Genomic DNA, 412 nt, shown 5'->3' on the forward strand with positions numbered 1-412 from the left:
TGCCGGCGGCCGCTCAGCCGCACATCATGACGCTGGACGCGCTCGCCTACCGCCTGGTCCGTCCGGCGGAGCGTGTGCTCGCCGAGGACGCGGATCGGCGCGTCGAGGAGATCGTGCGATCCCTGTGGCACGACCCCGCGTCGCAGGACGAGATGCGGGAGCTGGTGCTGTCGTTCGTCCGGTCCGACGCCGGTGACGAGACGGGCGCGAGGTACTGGAGCCTGCGCGGCGACGCCCTCCCGACCCGCGCCGCGCAGAGCATCGCCGACGCGCTGCTGCGCAGCGGGCTCGGCAGCGATGGGCGGGACTTCCGGTTCCACCGCAGCAGCTCGGTCTTCGAGCTGCTCGACGCGGATGGCGGGTCACGGCTGCGGATCGCCATCACCGACCCGCGCCGTCCGTTCTCCGCCGA

At 73.3% G+C, this 412-nt stretch carries 1 protein-coding gene; it reads left to right on the plus strand.

The features are described 5' to 3' along the window. Positions 1-412: hypothetical protein (locus KI686_RS15780; protein WP_237590291.1), on the plus strand; the 412-nt coding region annotated here is incomplete at both ends.

This window comes from Polaribacter sargassicola (assembly GCF_021991835.1).
GTDB classification, from domain to species: domain Bacteria; phylum Bacteroidota; class Bacteroidia; order Flavobacteriales; family Flavobacteriaceae; genus Polaribacter; species Polaribacter sargassicola.